Source organism: Mycobacterium sp. NPDC003449, assembly GCF_053588415.1.
In genome coordinates, this window is the sequence record NZ_JBSFPX010000035.1 from 1 (window position 1) to 15,933 (window position 15,933).

Consider the following 15,933-nt stretch of genomic DNA (forward strand, 5'->3'; position numbering starts at 1 on the left):
TCATTCGGCCGCGCATCGGCAATCGGCGGGCTGGCTACGGGCGGGGCGGGTTCGGCCGGCGCGGGGTGAAGCACCGGCGACGGCGTGGGTTGAGGTGTTGATCCGAGATCCGGTGGAGCCTCGGCGGGCGGGCCGGGGGGCGCTCCCCCGGGCGGTGGCGCCGGCTGCGATTCACGAGCGGGATAGCAGCCGGGGCCGGGTAGCGGCACACTCTCGGGACCACACGGTTGGTCGGCGGCGTTTCCACTGATCGCGTCGGGCAGTGTGAGGCGGGGATCTCCCGCTTGGCCCGTACGCGGGTAGGGCATGGGCAGTGGCGGGGTGCCGGGCTGTCCCACGGGGGGGTCGGCGATGCGGGTCGGCGGCAACGTGTTCGGATCGACTCCGAGGTCGGAGAACGCGGCGTCGATGAACGGCTGGACGAATTGTCCCGGCAGGAGGTTGCCGATGTAGGCTTGGAAGTACGGGCCTCCGGCGACCGTCTCGCCGAGAGCGAGCGCGAATCCGTTCAGCCTCTTCAGTGCCTCCTGTACTTCGGTTTTGCGGTTGTCGATGATCGCAAGGGCTCCGTTCAGTTTCTCCAGTGCCGGCTTGAGGGTGTCGCGGTTGTCCGCGATGAAGCCCTTGACCTGGGTCGCCAGAGTGGTGATGTTCTGCGAGATCTCGTCGAGCGCGGCACTCTGACTGCGCAGTTCGCCCAACAGCTGGCTTCCGTTCCTGATCAGACCGACCACCTGATCGGCTCGCTCGGCCAGCACTCCGGTGACCTTGTTGGCATCGGCGAGGAGGTGTCGCAACTGTTCGTCGCGTCGATTGATGGTGGTCGAGAATCGACCGACTGCGTCGACGGCGGCCGACAACTCCGGCGGGGTGTCCTTGAACGTCGTCGAGAGCGTCGCGAGCGAGTCGGACAGCTGACCGGTGTCGAGTCCGCTGATGGCGGTTGTGAGGTCGCCCAGTGCGTCGGGCAGCTGGTAGCCGGAGGTGGTGCGTTCGATCGGGATGGGACTGGACACCGTTCCGCCGCCGCGTGGGGTCACTTCGAGGATCTTCGAGCCCAGAAGCGTTCTGGTCTTGATCGCGACTTCGGTGCGATCTCCCAGCTGTATGCGGTCCGCGACGGTGAAATCGACCAGCACCCGCGGCCCGTCGAGGGAGACCGACTCCACTTGACCGGCCTTGGTGCCCGAAACCTCCACGGGCGAACCGGGTACGAGACCGCTCGCGTCGGCGAAGTACGCCGAATAGTCGTCACTCCTGTTGAAGAATGGCAGCGACTGGTAGTTGAGGGCGCCGATGACGATGGCCAGCGACAGTGCCACGCCGACGGCGCAGATGATGAGGGGGTCGCGCTCGGCGAACGATTTCATCTCGGGGCGCACCTTCCGGTGTCCTGACTCGCGACCTTGATGTAGACGGGCTGGCCGCCCTTGCCGTTGATCTTCAAGAGGACGTCGCACAGGTAGAAGCTGAAGAAGTTGCCGTACAACCCCTGTCGGCCCAGGGTCTTGTAGGTGTCCGGAAGCGTCTTGAGCAGCTCGTCGAGGTAGTCGTGATCCGCGACGACGATTCCCGATGTTCGATCGGTCTCGTGCACCACCTTCGACAGTGGTGTTCGCACCTGGGCGAGGAGATCACTCACCGATCCGGCAGCCGCATCGATGTGGGCGATGGCGTTCGCGATGTCCTTCTTGCGGTCGGCGAGGGTGGCGACGAGCGCCGACAGCGACTCGACCCCCTTCGCGAACTCCGTCTCCTGATCTCCGAGCGAGCCGAGAACCGTGTTCAGATTGACGACCACCTCGCCGATGAGCCGGTCTCGGTCGGCCAACGAATTCGTCAGTGCCGCAGTGTGTGTGAAGAAGGACCGGATGGAGTCGGACTGGCCTTCGAACGCCTTGATCAACTGACCCGTCAGCGCGTTGGTCTGATCCGGGTCGAGCGCGCGGAACAGTGGTCTGAAGCCGCCGATGAGAGCATCGAGATCCAGCGCCGGCGAGGTGTTCGACAACGCGATCGTATCGTCGGGATGCAGTGTCCGCGTGCTTCCGGCGCCTTCCTCCAACGACAGGTAGCGACCGCCGACCAGGTCGGCGTACCGGATGACGGCGCGACTGCCCTGCGTCAGAACCACCGACGATTCCACGCCGAATTCGACCAGAACCGTGGCGTCGGACTGGACTTCGACGCTGCGCACCTTTCCGACCTCGACGCCCGCGATGCGAACGAACTGCCCTGGTTCGAGGCTGCTGGCGTTGGTGAAGAGTGCGCGATACGGCACTTCGTCGGTGAATCTGAGTCGTCCGAAGATAGCTATCAGCGCGAAGAGGAAAAGACTGCATACTAGGACGAATGCCGACAGTCGCCAGACTGCGGATGCCAGTCTTGCTCTCATGTCTCACTCCTCCTGAGGTGGTTCGGCGGTCCTCCCATTACGGCGACGCCGGTGCTGGTGGTGGCGGTTGAACGGGAGTCGGTTGCTGTTCCATGGGGTGCGGCACCACGTACGGTTCGGCTCCCGGCGTCGGGCCCCCGTCGCGTGGCCGGCCCGGTGGCGGCGCGGGCGGAAGCCCCGGGTAGAGCGGTGTGCCGTCGCGTGCGTACAGCTGTGCTCCGTAGGGTGGGGCGCCGGGGTAGGGAGTCGGTCCCGGTGCGGGCCCAGGGAGGCACTGTCGCAGGCTGATGGATTCGGGGACACCACGCGTGGCCGGCAGATAGTCGACGTAACAGGGACTTCCGATGCCGGGGTTGGGTCGCATGTCGAGGCCCGTGCCCCATCCAGTGTTCGCTACGAGGTAGCGAAGGGGGAAGTTCTTCGATACGTCCGGCAGCGATCCGCAACCGGGCTGCCCGCCGGGACCGCCCTTGGCTCCGACGATGGGCAGGTTCTCCGGGTACTTGTACATGTCGTTGCCCATGAGCACCGCGCTGTCTGTGGTCAACGTCCGGCCGTTGCTCCCGGTCATGTCGTAGAAGCCGGTGTCCAGAAGGAGTTTCGCGCCGGTGAGCGTGCACGTGTAGATCGGGTTGTACTTGAGGAGCAGGCTGGTCGTGGGCTCCAGCGCGTTGATCCCGGTGACGAGGTCGTCCTTCGCGGGGCCGACGGCGTTGACACCGGCATCGGACAGGCCGATGGTGCTGAGCAGAAGCTGATCGAGCGCTTCGGCGTTCGACGTGAGGGTTTCGCTCGTCGTACTCGCGGCGTCCAGGACCTTCACGAGGTCGTCCGCGGCACCGAAATAGGTGTCGCTGAACCCCTTCAAGGATCGCCAATCCTGCCGAAACACGTCCGCTCTCGGGTTGAGTTCGTGCAGAACCTGATTGGCGTCCGTCATCGCCGTCCCTATAGCGTTGCCCTGTCCGCGCAGTCCTTCGGCGAAGGCAGAGAGGATGGAGTTCAGTTTGGCCGGATCGATCACCTTCAGCAGGTCGGTGAGGTTCTGGAAGACGGTGTTGACCTCCGTGGAGACGTTCTCCGACACCAGTACCGCACCGGACTTCAGCCGCGCAGAGGTCGGTTGCTCCGGCGGGATCAGTTCGACGTACTTCGCGCCGAACGCTGTGGTGGCCTTGATCTGCGCGGCGACGTTGGCGGGGATGAATTTCAGTTCGCTGCTGTTGATCTGGAGCTTCAGGTTCGCAGAGTCGTTGCGGCTCTCCACAGCCTCCACACGGCCGACCTCGACCCCGCGCATCTTGACCTTGCCCCCGGATTCCATGACAAGTCCGGCACGATCGGATGTCAGCGTCACTGATGCGTACGAGCGGTAAACGCCGCCGAACAGCGCCAGCGTCACGTACACCACGAGCGCGATCAGTGCCAGGAGAATGACAGTCCACCACGCCAGCGGAATGCCCTCTCCATCTCTGCGAATTGTTTCCATGACCTACCCGGAGAGGTGGAAGTTGCCGGACTGGCCGTAGATGGCCAGGGATACGAAGAGCGTCACCGTGACCGCCGCGATCAGCGATGTCCGCACAGCTCGCCCCACGGCGTCACCGACGCCGCCGGGCCCGCCGAAGGCGGTGAACCCGTAGTAGGTGTGAACGAGCATCACCACGATTCCGGTGACCACGGCCTGGAGGAAGGACCAGATCATGTCGGTCGGATTGAGGAACGTATTGAAGTAGTGGTCGTACGCCCCCGCCGACTGGCCGTAGATCATCGTCGTTCCGCTCCTGGTGGCGATGAAGGCCATGAGGACCGCAACGCAGTAGAGGGGGATCACGACGAAAATGCCCGCGATCAGACGGGTGGATGCGAGATAGGCGATGGCGCGGATGCCCATCACCTCGAGGGCGTCGATCTCCTCGCTGATCCGCATCGCCCCCATCTGGGCGGTCGCCCCGGCGCCGATGGTGGCGGCGAGTCCGACGCCTGCGATGATCGGGCCGACGAGCCGCACATTGAAGAACGCCGATGCGAATCCGGTGAGCGCATCGATTCCAATGTCCTGCAACTGCGGAAAGACCTGGACCGCGATCAGGGATCCGGTCGAGAGCGTGAGGAACCCGACAACGACGACCGTGCCTCCGATGAGCGCCAGTGCACCTACGCCCAAACCCATTTGCGCGACTTGGCGAATCACCTCACCACGGTGGCGGGTGATCGCGTGAGGTACCCCTCGAATGGTCTGCACGTAGAACCACATCTGGAAGCCAATTCGCTTCCACGTGGACGAGGCGCCGGTCGCCGCTCGCCGGAGTGTCGGGTGCAGGGTGCTGGGCCGGGTCTGCGTCATCGGGTGGCCTGAACACCGACGGCGGTCGCGACCACGTTGATCATGAAGAGCGCCAGGAACGTGAAGACCACGGTCTCGTTCACGGCGTTGCCGACGCCCTGCGGGCCGCCGCCTACGGAGAGCCCCTTGTAACAGGCGATCAATCCGGCGGCCATGCCGAAGATCGCCGCCTTCACCAGACCGACGAGCACTTCGGGTACGCCGACGAGGAGAGTCAGTCCGGCGACGTAGGCGCCCGGTGTCACGTTCTGCAGATATACGGAGAAGAAGAAGCCGCCGACGAGGCCCACCATGGTGACCACCGGCGAGATCAACAGCGAGACCAGGGTGGCGGCAAAGATGCGGGGAACGACCAGAGCCTGGACGGGGTCGATCCCCAGCACCTTCATCGCGTCGATCTCCTCACGAATGGTTCGGGCGCCGAGGTCCGCGCACATCGCCGTTGCCCCGGCTCCGGATATGACGAGGACCGTCACCAGTGGACCGAGTTGCGTCACCGCGGCGACGGCCGCCCCGGTACCGGACAGGTCGGCGGCGCCGATCTCGATGAGCAGAATGTTCAGTGTGAAGTTGATCAGGACGGTGAAGGGGATCGCCAGTAGAACGGTGGGCGCCAACGAGACTCGCGCGACGAACCAGGACTGAGCGAGGAACTCCCGCCAGGCCCACGGTGGTCGGAACGTCTGCAACAGCGCGTCGAGGCACAGGGCGAAGAAGGCACCGACGTTGCGCGCCGGCTTGCCGGCGACACTACTGATCGTGAGCATCCCATTCCCCAACTATCCGAGAACAGGCTGTCGGGCCTGTCCTGCGCGGCTGCCCGCACCTCAGTGAACCATCGTTATCAGTAAGCTGCGTCACAACGTGCCACGGTCCGCAACTCGGTGTCAAGCGTCGATGATGCGACGAGTCGGTTCTGGCGAATCTCGGGTGAGAGTGTCGACCCGCGGTGATATCTCATATGACGTCGTTAATCCATTGCATAGCAGTGCTTATCTTCAGTTCCACCGTGACGAACCCCGAAACTTGGGTGGTGCGCTGGCGAAGAGAGCCGCGCAACCTCGTGTGGTCGCTGCCGCGCATCGCGCTCATCCGGAGGGCATGGAGTAAGGCATCGTTAATCACTCGCCCACTAGCCGTGGAAGCTCATCCGGACGGCGATAATCGCGATCCCTCCGGCGGCTCCGTTCGTCGATGCTAACGTTAACCGTCGTTTACGTCAGCGAGTTACCGAGGTGAGATGCTCATGGCCGATCAGCTGTCTCCGTTCTTCCTGCACGATCGTTGGCGTCCCGATCCAGCGACGGTCGGCGACTATCGGGTGAGCAGGTTCATGGCGTCAGCCGGTCTCGATTCGTACTCCGAGCTGATCGACCGCGCCGCAGCGTCACCGGAGTGGTTCTATCCCGCCGCCATGGAGTTCCTCGGACTGAGCTGGATGCGCGAATGGTCCAGTGTGGTGGACGATTCACGCGGCCAGGCGTTCTCGCGGTGGTTCCCCGACGGTGGCACCAACGTCGCGTGGCTCGCCTTCCGACTACTGGACCCGACCGCGACGGCGGTCGTCTGGGAGGGCGACGACGGCGAAGTGCGCACCATCAGCGCCGCCGAACTCGACATCAGTGTGGCCCGTGCGGCCAAGGGCCTGCGGGAGATGGGAGTCGCCGGGGGCGACGTCGTCACGTTGCACCTGCCGATGATTCCGGAGGCGGTCGTCGCGATTCTGGCAACCGCCCGAATCGGGGCGATCATCGCACCGGCCTTCAGCGGCTACGGTGTGGAGGCACTCGCCGAACGGATCGAACTCGCCGGCGCGAAGGTGGTCATCACAGCCGACGGCTTCTACCGCCGCGGCGGCGTTGTTCGCATGGCCGAGACCGCGGTGGAGGCGGCACGACGGTCCCCCGCCGACTGCCGCGTCGTCGTCGTCCCCCGCCTCGACGCCGGCGCCACGCCGGCGGGAGCCACGCCGTGGTCCGACCTCGTGAGTCACGGAGAAGACGGTCCCCCCGAAGCGTTCGACGCCGGCCTTCCGTGGTGTCTAGCCTTCACCTCCGGCTCCAGCGGAAGCCCGAAGGGGGTTCTGCACACGCACGGCGGGATGCCGTACGGTGCGGCGATCGACGTCGCCTTCACGATGGACCTGGGCCCCGGCGATCGCCTGTGCTGGCCCAGCGACATGGGTTGGCTCGTCGGCCCGCTCACCGTGGTCGCGACGTTGACTCTCGGCGCCACCCTGGTGTTGTTCGAGGGCGTCATGGACTATCCCGAGCCGGATCGCCTGTGGCAGATCGTCGAACGACACGGCATCACGCATCTGGGCATCGCGCCGACCACCGCGAGGGTCCTGGCGATGGCCGGAGACGAGTGGGTCTCGAAGTACGCGCTCGATTCGCTTCGCGTCCTCCCGTCGAGCGGTGAACCGTGGACGACGCCCGCCTGGCGCTGGGTGCACCGCCACGTCGGTCGCGGAAAGGCCGCGATCATCAACTGGTCCGGCGGCACGGAGATCGGGGGCGGCATACTCGCGGGCTGTCCGATCGTCGAGACCCTCGAGGGCAGGTTCGCGGGACCGGTGCCGGGGATGGCGGTCGACGTCGTCGACGACGAGGGGCAGCCCGTGACGGGTCGAGTCGGAGAACTGGTCCTGAATCGAAGCTGGCCTTCGATGACCAACGGCCTGTGGCGCGAGCCGCAGCGATACGTTGACGCCTACTGGTCCAAGTACGGGAACCGTTGGCAGCAGGGCGATCAGGCGATCCGTCATCACGACGGCAGCTGGGAGGTGCCCGGTCGTTCGGACGACGTCATCAAGGTCGCCGGAAAGCGGGTCGGACCGTCCGAACTGGAGGCACTCGCGCTCGACGTGCCCGGAGTGGCGCTCGCCGGCGCCGTGGGATTGCCCCACGATCGCAAAGGGCTGGTACCGGTCATCGCGATCACCCTCTGTGACGGCGTGGATGATGCGGGGGACGTCGCCTCCTCGGTTTCGCAGGCCGTCGAGCGGTCCATGGGCAAGCCCATGCGCCCCGAGGCCGTCGTCGTCATGGCCGAACTCCCGGTCACTCGATCCAACAAAGTGCACCGCAGGGTATTACGGTCATGGCTCTCCGATACCGATGCGGGAGACATCTCGGGACTCGCGAATCCCCATGTGGAGCAGGCTGTCCGGATGGCCGGCCGAGCGGCGTTGAAGCGCGGGTCTCACTGACGCCGGATCCGGCATCCGCGTCAGGCGTCAGGCGTCAGGCGTCAGGCGTCAGGCGAAGATCGCCGCACGTGCCATGACGGCGATGTGGGCGCGCACGTCGTCGATCGGGTCGATGCCGTCCTCGAGTGCGACGTATCCGATGAAGACGTGGACGGCGTGCATGGCTCGGCGGATCACGCCGGTCGCAACGCCCGGACGCAATGCGGCGATCACCCTCAACCAATCAGACAGGTAGACGTCCTCGAGCGCGGCGACCTCGCGCATCGCTTCCGGGGAGATGTTGTCGTACTCGTTGCGGTGCATGATGAACGAGTAACGATCCGGACCGAAGGCGAAGTCGAGACGCACGTCGATGAGCGCATCGAGCCACTCGCCGGCGTCGGATTCCGGCCGAGCGACGGCCTGTGCCGATCGCAGCAGACGCTGCATGCCCTCGACGACGAGGGCGTCGAGTATCGCCTGCTTGTTGGCGAAGTGACGGTACAGGGCCGGGCCGGTGATCCCGGCCGCTTCACCGATCTCGTCAACGCCCGTTCCGGCGAATCCGCGCGCTGCGAACATCCTGCCCGCGACTCCGAGGATCTGCAGCCGTCTCGGGAGCCGCGGATCTATCGCCTCGTCGATCCATCTCACCTTCCGACCCACCTTCCGTCAGCTCCGAAAAGCGTTCTGCAGGCGCGGGATCGATGAGCCGCGCGTGTCGTCGTGACAGGTTCGTTCTCTCCGCGACGGCAGCGCGTTCGTGGGCGGTTCGGCGCGGCCTGTCTCGACGATCGTGGGGCGGATGGCCCGCACGAATCGGATTCCAATCGGTGAACGATGGCATACATGCGTCCTCATTCCCCGATATATTCGTTAAATGCCTGCGTAAGTTAGTATGGATCTGACCTTAACAATGATTCACTGTATGTGACTCAGCCAGGAGAAGGGCGGATCGATGCAGATCTGGCGTATAGCCGCGGACGACTATTGGGGAATCACCCCGCCCGAGGCTCAGTGGGCGGGTCCGCTGGCCGCTGCGGGAGAGCAACAGGGACTCCGAACGACCATGCACGTCCTCGGAGACCCCTCTGACGAAGGCAGTCCGGCGGCGGTGGTGGTGGAGTATCCACCCGACTACGTGCTACCGCGGCATTCGCACGACGGCGCTCGCCTCGAACTCGTCGTCCGCGGTGCGGTTGAAGTGGACGGGCAGTGGCTCGGCCCCGGTGACATATGGGCTTCGGGGGCCAACCAGTTCTACGGCCCGCACAACGTCGGCCCTCAAGGTTGTACGACTCTCGAACTGGCGACCACCGGTGGCATCCACCGGTTGACGTTCGACGCCGGCGACAACACGTTGAAGGTGGATTTCAGTGATCCCGAATCCGTTGCCGTCGCCGCGGAGTTCCTCGCGTAGTCGCGACGTCGAGGGGCGGCGTTGACGGGCACCGAACGGCTCGCAACGCCGCCCCGTTCGATCAGTAGGCGCTGCCGCCCAAGCGCCTGGCCTCGGCGAGGTGGGGCACGTGGGCGAGCAGTCCACCGTCGACGTGAACGATCTGGCCCGTAATGTACTCGGCATCAGGGGAACTGAGGAACACGGCGAGATTCGCTACATCCTCCGGTCTGCCCAGCCGGGGAAGCAGGCAGTTGTCCTCGATCAGGGCGTAGAGCTCACTTCGGTAGAAACCACTCGACTCGGCGGTGGGTCGGTCGGCATCGGAGAGATGAACGCCGGGAGAGATGGCGTTACAGCGGACGTTCTGCTTACCGAAGCTCGCCGCCACATAGCGCGTCAAGATGTTGACCCCGGATTTCGAAGCGGCGTAGGCGAAGTTCGCAACGTCCCCCAGAACCGCGCTGTCCGACGACATGTTGATGATCGTGCCGCCGCCTCTGGCGAGCAATCGGGGGACGACGTGTTTGCAGCCCAGCATCGTTCCGCGCAGGTTGACGGCCAGTATGCGATCCCACACCTCCACGTCGATGTCGAGCAGGCCCGTCCCGTGTTCCAGGCCGACCAGCCCGGCGTTGTTGAAGAGGATGTCGACTCCACCAAACTCCGCAGTCGCCCTGTCGATCATCTCGACGACGTCGCTCTCCTCGCTGATGTCCGCGGTGTGGGGACGAACGTCGCCCGACGACCCTGCCGCCGCAGCTTCGGCGCCGGCCGCATCGACATCCACCGCAAGCACCGATGCGCCCGCCCGCGCCATCGCGGACACGCTGGCTCGACCCAGTCGCCCTCCGGCCCCCGTCACGATGGCCACCTTGCCCTCAAGCGTCGTCATCCCGCTACCTTTCACCGCTTTTCCGGTCGCCGGCTCCCGCGTGGAACCGACTCTCGGCCATGCGCATTGAGCGATGGCGGATGCCACGTCCCGAAACCCGAGTGCTGCACTGGTCGGCTCGAATACCGTACGTCGAGCCCGCAGAACCAGACCCGGCACGTTAACACGAGTTCACTACACGATTCCATGACCACTCTCGTCGGTCAACAGTTCGGCGTCCGAGTCGTCCCTGAGGCAACGCCATTCGCCAGCCTTCACCCGCTCGACGATCCTCGGCTGAAGCGTCGTCGGCGAGTGCGTGACGGACCGGAGGGCGACACCGCCGGAGCAACCGCTGCGCCGCGGACGATGGCGTACGTTCCGCGTTGTGCTACTCGGGACAGTAGCCGCGTCGATGCATCGTGGCCTCGCCGTAGCCCGATAGGGCACACCGCGGGGGGCGGTTCGCAAAGGACTCCGGAGTGTGCGCACGGTCGAGTCGCCGGTGTGCGAAGGTGGACGGGTGAGCTCACCTGCGCGACCATTGAGAGCTGATGCCGTCCGCAATCGCGCACGCGTCCTGGAGGTCGCATACCAGGCGTTCGCCACCGACGGACTGATGATCGCGATCGATGAGATCGCCCGCCGGGCGGGCGTCGGCGCCGGTACCGTCTACCGCCATTTCCCGACCAAAGACCTGCTCGTTCAGGCGGTCCTCGTCGAACGGATGCGCAGCATCGTCGAGTCGGGACGCGCATTTCTGAAGACCGAGGGGCCCGAGGACGCGCTGTTCGTGTTCATCCGATCGATGGTTCTCGATTGGGGCGCGGATCGCGGCCTCGTCGAAACTCTCGCGGGCTCCGGCTTCGACTTCGACAAGTCGGTGCCCGACGCAGAGAAGGAATTCCGGAACCTCCTCCGCAGACTCCTGCATGCGGCACAGCGTGCGGGCACCGCGAGACGCGACGTCTCGGCCGACGAGGTCAAGGCTCTCATGATCGGGTGTCAGGCGTCGCAGATGTACGACGCGAGCCTCGCCGAATCAGTCACCCGGATCGCCTTGGACGGCTTGCGACCGCGGTGATGCGGTGAACGAGAGCCTCGTGGGGTGATCGCGCTCGTCGAAAATCCCCAGGGGTGCTCGTTGAAATTCCTCACCTGTGAGCGTCGGTCAGTGTAGTGGTTGGCGGGTTCCTGTGGCGGCTCGTCGGAGGGTGTCGGCGGCGGCGTGGTGGTCGCGTAGGCGGTAGGACTCGCCGTCGAGGTTGATGACCACTGACCGGTGTAGGAGGCGGTCGAGCATGGCGGCGGCGACGGTGGTGTCGCCGAGGATTTCGCCCCAGGCGCCCACCCCGCGGTTGGTGGTGATGACGATGCTGGTCTTTAGATAGCGTTGGGACACAACCTGGAACAATGCCGAGGCGGCTCCTGCGGGCAGTGGCAGGTAGCCCAGTTCGTCAATCACCAGCAGTGTCGGTCCGGCGTAGAACCGCATGGTGGTGGCCCAGCGTCCCTCGATGGCCGCACGGTGACAGCGGGCCGCTAGATCGGCGGCGGTGGTGAAGTAGGTGCGATACCCGGCATGGGCTGCCGCGCGTGCTAAGCCGACTGACAAGTGCGTCTTTCCTGTCCCGGGCCGCCCGATGAGCAGAACGTTGGTCGCTGACTCCAGATAGCGGCAGGTGCCTAGTTCGTCGATCAGAGCGCGGTCGACACCGGCGGCGGCATCGACATCGAAGTCGGCCAGCGTCGCGGGGGTGGGCAGGCTGGCGAACCGTAACCGGCCAGCCAGTCGGCGGGCGGTGGAGGCATCGACCTCGACGGCCAGCAGTCGTTCCAGGGCCACTGTCAGTGACAGCCCCTCGGCGGTCGCCTGATCCAACACCGACGGCAGCGCTTCGGCGGCAGCGCTGAGTTTGAGCTCGGCCAGATGCGAACGCAGCTGCTGATAGCGGCTCGCCGCAGCCGAGGGTGTCTGCGTGTCGGTGGTGGTCTTCGGGGTGCGGGCGGTGGGGGTCATTGCAGGGTCCTTAATTGGGCGGCCCGCTCGTAGACGGACATGTCGATGACAGTGGAATCGGTTGGTGGCATTGCTGATTCGGCGATACCAGCGTCGGTATCGCGGAGTTGAACGAGTTGTGCGGCAGCGGTTTTGGCGGCCGGCCCGGGTGGGATGCGTTCCTTGCGGCGGTGTGGGCGGCCGGTGGCCGCGGTGGCCATTGCCGCGGTGTCCAGGGCAATCACGTGGCCGCTGTCGCGGACCATCACCCCCAACCCGTCAGCGGCCATCCGGTGCCGCGCGATCACGATCCCGCTCGTGGTGGCGATATCGCAGAACTCACCACCGACGGGGTGGCTCACCGTGACCTGCGCGGCAGCCAGCTCCGGTGGCACCGAGTACCGGTTGCCGCGGTAGGACACCAACGCCTGCCTCGAGGCGGTCCGGGACTCGGACACGATCACCGGATACGGCGTCGCCGGCACCGGCGACAGGGGTTCGGCCTTGGCGACCACGGCCACCGAAGACCGTCCGTCGGCGGTGGCCCGGATCCGGGTGTCACCACGAACGTTGGCGAAGCGGTCCACGCTGGCTTGGGCCGCCTCGACGGTCATGTCGTCGGCCAGGGTGCGCCACCAGCGTTGCGCGGCAGTGTGGTTGACTTTTTCCACGACACCTTTGCGGTTCCCACGCCGCGGCGGGCAGATCGCCACCGAGACCCCGTAGTGCTTGGCGACCCCGGCGAACGAGGCCGTCACCCGGCCCGAGCCGGGATCGCAGACCGTGGCCATCCGGTCGAACCGCCACACCCGGGTCAGCCCGCCCAGACCACGCACGATCCGATCGATGGCGGCAACCAGGTGCGGTTGATCCATCGACGGTGAGAGCACCGCCCGCCACTTGCCGGAATGGGCGAGCGAGCCGACCAGCAGGAAGGCTTTCTTGCCCCAATCCCAGGATTCGGGTGGATCAGGCAATTCCAGCCAGTCCCATTGGGTTTCCTCACCCGGTGGATGCGCGATGATTGCGTTGGGCCGGTCGGTGGCGGTCCGGCAGGCTTGGCAGTCCGGGCGCAAACTACGGGTGCGGATGTTGCGGGTCAGGCTCTGATACGACAGTCCGAAACCCAAGTCTTCGAGTTCGTCGTAGAGGGTGCGGGCCCACAGATGCGGGTCCTCGGCCAACCTCGCGGTGACGTAGTCGACGAACGGGTCGAACGGATCAGGGCCGGGCCGGGCCCGCACCCCGGGCTCGGCGTCGCCGGCCAGATACTTGCGGACCGTTTTGCGGTCGAAGCCGGTGTGGCGGGCGATCGCAGAGATCGTCCAACCGCGTTTTCGTAGGGCGTGTACTTCCATGTCGTCCTCCCATGTGAGCATGAGAAAGCGGGCCTCCTTCGACTGGAGCTACTGGCGTCAGACACCAGCAGCATCGAAGGAGGCCCGCCCTTCTCGGCGGAGCCACACGGGTGGGGATTTTCGATGAGCGTCAGTGGGGAATTTCAGCGAGCGCGGTCAATGCACGGTTGGGGTTGACCCCTGATGGTGGACACCTGACTGGTGGGACTGCTGGTCCCGCGGGAAGGATGTCCGTATGTCGGGCAAGCGTAAGAAGTACACCCCGGAGTTTCGGGAGCAGGCTGCCCGCCTGGTGATTGAAACTGGACGGCCGATTGCGCATGTGGCCGCCGAGATGAACCTTGGTGAGCAGCTGCTGGGTCGGTGGGTGCGCCAGGCCCGTGAAGCGAGCGGCGATACTGCTGGAGTGTTCGATGCTGATGAGCGCACCGAGTTGGAGCGGCTGCGCAAAGAGAACGCTGAATTGCGTTTGGATCGTTGGAGCTTTTAAAAACAGCGGCGGCCTTCTTCGCCTCCGAACAGAACCGGTAGACGCCTACCGGGTCATCGAGACGGAGAAGGCCAACTTCACCATCGTGCGGATGTGCCGGCTATTGGCGGTGTCGCGGTCGGGGTTCTACAAGTGGCGCGCAGCCCAGGCTGGGGGGCCCAGTGCCGCTCAGCAGCGCCGTGAGCGGCTCGACACTGCGGTCTCGGGGTTTCATGCCGATTCGGACAAAGTGAATGGGGCACCGCGCATCCTGGCCGATCTCCGCGACGACGGCTGGACCATCTCGCGCAAGACGGTGGCAGCATCACTGCGCCGCCAAGGGCTGTACGGGATCAGCCCTCGCACCTTCGCCCCGCCAACCACGGTGGCCGATCCGGAGGCAGAAGCAATCCCGGACCTGGTCAAGCGCCGTTTCGACACCGGTGTGCTCAACCGGGTGTGGACCAGCGATATCACCTATCTGCGGACCGGGGAAGGCTGGCTGTATCTGGCGGCGGTGCGTGACGGGCACAGCCGTCGGGTGATCGGCTGGGCAATTGCCGACACGCTGCACACCGACGTCGTGGAGTCGGCGTTGTCGATGGCGATCGCGTTGCGCGGCGAGTTGGCGCGCAAGGTGATCTTTCATGCTGATCGGGGATGCCAGTACACCTCGCAGCAGCTGGCGCGGTTCGCCCGCGATCATGATTTGTTGCGTTCGGTGGGTCGTACCGGGGTGTGCTGGGATAACGCGGCTGCTGAAACTTTCTGGGCCACACTGAAAGTCGAGTTCTATGACCGGTACTTGTGGCCCACCAAAGCGGCCGCTAGGCTCGCCGTCGGTGACTGGATCGAACGGGTCTACAACCGGCGCCGACGCCACAGTGCACTCGGCATGATCAGCCCGGTCGATTTCGAGGACCGGATCAATCAGACGGCACAAGCCGCCTGACCCCGTGTCCACCAAACGGGGTCAAGCCCAGTCTGGGCAGCGGAATGCGGTGATGGTGCCGACCATGTGGCGGCCCTTGTCCAGTCGTGCGCGTCCGATCGCTGGTGGTGCGGTGGCAGGGTCGGTCCACACTCGGCCGAGGTTGATCAGGGGCGGCTGGGTGCTGCGGCAGGCCTCGCAGCGTTCGGGCCGGCGCGGCGGCGGGCAGATGAACCTGCCGGCGGTGTCATCCCATTTGCTCCATTCGACGGGCAGGCCGTCCCAGCGCGGTGGTAGGTCGTGGTCGCGTGGCCAGAGTTCGAGTGCTGGTTGTCCGCTATCGCTGGGCACCGGTCGCTCCGTGGTCGTGGTGCGAGCTCGGTGGGCGTTGTTGGCCTGCCGTGGTGAGCTCCAGCTGTTCGGTGACGATGTGGGCGGCCCGAGCGGCTTGGGTGGCGATGGTGGTGAACTTGTCGCGTAGGTCTTCGAGCCTCTGGCCGCGGATGTAGGTGACGAGTGTTTCGATGGGTCTGGGGTCGGCGCCGAGTTCGTCGTAAATCATGGCGGCGAGGTCGATGACGTGGTCGACGTCGCCGTCGCCTTCGCATGTGGGACAACGGCGTTCCTCTGGTACGTCGTTGTCTGGGCATTGAGCGTCGAGCTCGGCGTAGCGGATGCTGTCGAGCCAGAGTTGGCCCGGGTGCGTGTGTTCCCACGCGGCTCGTGCTTCGTCGTGGGCTTTCCACCATGCCGTCCAGGCGGGGTGTTCGATCGTTCCGCTGCCGGCGCAGTCTGTGCAGACATCGGGGTCGATGTGTGCGGTCATGGTCGGAATACACGGCGGGAGTTGGGTTTCGCGTTTCACTCAAAGGTCCGTGGATGAGCACTGTAGATCGCCGTGATTTAGATGTAGCTTTTAACCTACCCTTACTGTAGGCTAAAACCTACAGAGGTGGTCGATGGGAACCCTA

Annotated in this window: 15 protein-coding genes; 4 read left to right on the plus strand and 11 right to left on the minus strand. The window is 65.3% G+C overall.

All coding sequences use genetic code 11. From position 1 onward, the window contains the following. The 5 genes from ACWDTP_RS12045 to ACWDTP_RS12065 form a co-directional block, all read right to left on the minus strand. A partial coding sequence (locus tag ACWDTP_RS12045; protein ID WP_450019845.1) for an MCE family protein occupies nt 1–1,370 on the minus strand: 1,370 nt, incomplete at its 3' end. Next, nucleotides 1,367–2,395 carry an MCE family protein gene (locus ACWDTP_RS12050; protein WP_450019847.1) on the minus strand — a complete coding sequence of 343 codons (1,029 nt, stop codon included), beginning with the start codon at nt 2,393–2,395 and terminating at the stop codon, nt 1,367–1,369. The genes ACWDTP_RS12050 and ACWDTP_RS12045, both read right to left, overlap by 4 nt. A 37-nt stretch (nt 2,396–2,432) precedes the next feature. Then, nucleotides 2,433–3,884: an MCE family protein gene (locus ACWDTP_RS12055; protein WP_450019849.1), complete on the minus strand. Its 1,452-nt coding sequence runs from the start codon at nt 3,882–3,884 to the stop codon at nt 2,433–2,435. 3 nt (nt 3,885–3,887) lie between these two features. After that, the gene (locus ACWDTP_RS12060) at nt 3,888–4,742 is read right to left on the minus strand and encodes an ABC transporter permease (RefSeq protein ID WP_450019851.1); all 855 of its coding nucleotides are present in this window, start codon (nt 4,740–4,742) and stop codon (nt 3,888–3,890) included. Next, nucleotides 4,739–5,509, minus strand: a complete 771-nt coding sequence (locus ACWDTP_RS12065; protein ID WP_450019853.1) for an MlaE family ABC transporter permease — start codon at nt 5,507–5,509, stop codon at nt 4,739–4,741. The genes ACWDTP_RS12060 and ACWDTP_RS12065 overlap by 4 nt, the downstream gene beginning before the upstream one ends. 479 nt (nt 5,510–5,988) lie before the next feature. On the opposite strand from ACWDTP_RS12065, the gene ACWDTP_RS12070 reads away from it, so the two are divergent. Next, entirely contained in the window at nt 5,989–7,953 is a 1,965-nt protein-coding gene (locus ACWDTP_RS12070) for an AMP-binding protein (protein WP_450019855.1), read from the plus strand. A 48-nt stretch (nt 7,954–8,001) separates the two neighbouring features. On the opposite strand, the gene ACWDTP_RS12075 is transcribed toward ACWDTP_RS12070, so the two are convergent. Beyond that, nucleotides 8,002–8,586 (minus strand): TetR/AcrR family transcriptional regulator, encoded by a 585-nt coding sequence (locus ACWDTP_RS12075; RefSeq protein ID WP_450019857.1) that lies wholly within the window; start codon nt 8,584–8,586, stop codon nt 8,002–8,004. A gap of 304 nt (nt 8,587–8,890) precedes the next feature. Here ACWDTP_RS12075 and ACWDTP_RS12080 point away from each other — a divergent pair, with 304 nt between their 5' ends. Then, nucleotides 8,891–9,352, plus strand: coding sequence for a cupin domain-containing protein (locus ACWDTP_RS12080; protein WP_450019859.1), 462 nt, complete (start codon nt 8,891–8,893; stop codon nt 9,350–9,352). 61 nt (nt 9,353–9,413) lie between these two features. Here the strand turns inward: ACWDTP_RS12080 and ACWDTP_RS12085 are convergent, their stop codons facing one another. Beyond that, nucleotides 9,414–10,226 carry an SDR family NAD(P)-dependent oxidoreductase gene (locus ACWDTP_RS12085; RefSeq protein ID WP_450019861.1) on the minus strand — a complete coding sequence of 271 codons (813 nt, stop codon included), beginning with the start codon at nt 10,224–10,226 and terminating at the stop codon, nt 9,414–9,416. Nucleotides 10,227–10,728: 502 nt separating this feature from the next. Between ACWDTP_RS12085 and ACWDTP_RS12090 the strand changes: the two genes are divergently transcribed. After that, entirely contained in the window at nt 10,729–11,289 is a 561-nt protein-coding gene (locus ACWDTP_RS12090; protein WP_450019863.1) for a TetR/AcrR family transcriptional regulator, read from the plus strand. 87 nt (nt 11,290–11,376) lie between these two features. Here ACWDTP_RS12090 and istB read toward each other — a convergent pair whose 3' ends face one another. Continuing rightward, nucleotides 11,377–12,225 (minus strand): IS21-like element helper ATPase IstB, encoded by an 849-nt coding sequence (gene istB / locus ACWDTP_RS12095; protein WP_450019865.1) that lies wholly within the window; start codon nt 12,223–12,225, stop codon nt 11,377–11,379. Beyond that, nucleotides 12,222–13,583, minus strand: coding sequence for an IS21/IS408/IS1162 family transposase (locus tag ACWDTP_RS12100; protein WP_450019867.1), 1,362 nt, complete (start codon nt 13,581–13,583; stop codon nt 12,222–12,224). Before ACWDTP_RS12100 ends, istB begins: the two co-directional genes overlap by 4 nt. A gap of 214 nt (nt 13,584–13,797) precedes the next feature. Here ACWDTP_RS12100 and ACWDTP_RS12105 point away from each other — a divergent pair. Then, nucleotides 13,798–14,983, plus strand: a protein-coding gene (locus ACWDTP_RS12105; RefSeq protein ID WP_450019869.1) for an IS3 family transposase whose coding sequence is annotated in 2 segments (ribosomal slippage) — nt 13,798–14,040 and nt 14,042–14,983 — 1,185 coding nt in all. Because the reading frame shifts where the segments join, the coding sequence is not laid out codon by codon here. Nucleotides 14,984–15,004: 21 nt separating this feature from the next. On the opposite strand, the gene ACWDTP_RS12110 is transcribed toward ACWDTP_RS12105, so the two are convergent. Next, on the minus strand, nt 15,005–15,313 hold the full coding sequence (locus ACWDTP_RS12110) for a hypothetical protein (protein WP_450019871.1): 309 nt from the start codon (nt 15,311–15,313) through the stop codon (nt 15,005–15,007). Beyond that, nucleotides 15,300–15,788: a hypothetical protein gene (locus tag ACWDTP_RS12115; protein ID WP_450019873.1), complete on the minus strand. Its 489-nt coding sequence runs from the start codon at nt 15,786–15,788 to the stop codon at nt 15,300–15,302. Before ACWDTP_RS12115 ends, ACWDTP_RS12110 begins: the two co-directional genes overlap by 14 nt. Nucleotides 15,789–15,933: the final 145 nt, after the last annotated feature.

What these genes read in the sequence shown, in the direction of transcription:
- ACWDTP_RS12085 (WP_450019861.1), bottom strand. Translation starts at nt 10,226, where the DNA reads ATGACGACGCTTGAGGGCAAGGTGGCCATCGTGACGGGGGCCGGAGGG.
- ACWDTP_RS12055 (WP_450019849.1), bottom strand. Translation starts at nt 3,884, where the DNA reads ATGGAAACAATTCGCAGAGATGGAGAGGGCATTCCGCTGGCGTGGTGG.
- ACWDTP_RS12065 (WP_450019853.1), bottom strand. Translation starts at nt 5,509, where the DNA reads ATGCTCACGATCAGTAGTGTCGCCGGCAAGCCGGCGCGCAACGTCGGT.
- ACWDTP_RS12080 (WP_450019859.1), top strand. Translation starts at nt 8,891, where the DNA reads ATGCAGATCTGGCGTATAGCCGCGGACGACTATTGGGGAATCACCCCG.
- ACWDTP_RS12050 (WP_450019847.1), bottom strand. Translation starts at nt 2,395, where the DNA reads ATGAGAGCAAGACTGGCATCCGCAGTCTGGCGACTGTCGGCATTCGTC.
- istB (WP_450019865.1), bottom strand. Translation starts at nt 12,225, where the DNA reads ATGACCCCCACCGCCCGCACCCCGAAGACCACCACCGACACGCAGACA.
- ACWDTP_RS12115 (WP_450019873.1), bottom strand. Translation starts at nt 15,788, where the DNA reads ATGACCGCACACATCGACCCCGATGTCTGCACAGACTGCGCCGGCAGC.
- ACWDTP_RS12070 (WP_450019855.1), top strand. Translation starts at nt 5,989, where the DNA reads ATGGCCGATCAGCTGTCTCCGTTCTTCCTGCACGATCGTTGGCGTCCC.
- ACWDTP_RS12100 (WP_450019867.1), bottom strand. Translation starts at nt 13,583, where the DNA reads ATGCTCACATGGGAGGACGACATGGAAGTACACGCCCTACGAAAACGC.
- ACWDTP_RS12060 (WP_450019851.1), bottom strand. Translation starts at nt 4,742, where the DNA reads ATGACGCAGACCCGGCCCAGCACCCTGCACCCGACACTCCGGCGAGCG.